This window comes from Acinetobacter sp. ANC 3882 (assembly GCF_022549545.1).
GTDB lineage: Bacteria > Pseudomonadota > Gammaproteobacteria > Pseudomonadales > Moraxellaceae > Acinetobacter.
Map to the genome: position 1 here is coordinate 1 of NZ_JAKZGB010000029.1, position 379 is coordinate 379.

The window sequence follows — 379 nt, forward strand, 5'->3', positions numbered from 1 at the left end:
TCTGTGCCATTGATTGGATCAATGTCTGGTGCATTCGGTGCAGTCACATCGACGCTGTACACTTGTGTATCGGCGATGTTGCTGCTGTTGCCTGCGGTATCGGTGAAGGCCGCTGTCGCATCAATGGTTTTATCACCATCCGCCAACAGGTCACTGCCCGCTACACTTGCTGTCCAGTTGCCTGTCACAGGATCTACTGTTGCGGTATAGCTCACGCCATTGATCAGTAAGGTCACTGCCGTAGTCGCTGCATCCGCTGGGATGCCCGTCAAGGTACCGGTGATGGTCACATTGCCGCCTGACTCTGCCGCATTCAAGACGTTGTCTGCGGTCACAGTGCCAATCGTTAAAGTCGTACCTGAAACATCTGGGCCAACTG

General features: G+C 54.1%; 1 protein-coding gene. It reads right to left on the reverse strand.

Translation table 11 applies throughout. The annotated features are described in order from the left end of the window. Positions 1-379, reverse strand: a 379-nt coding sequence (locus MMO42_RS18125; protein WP_241321583.1) for an Ig-like domain-containing protein, incomplete at both ends; no start/stop codon positions are given.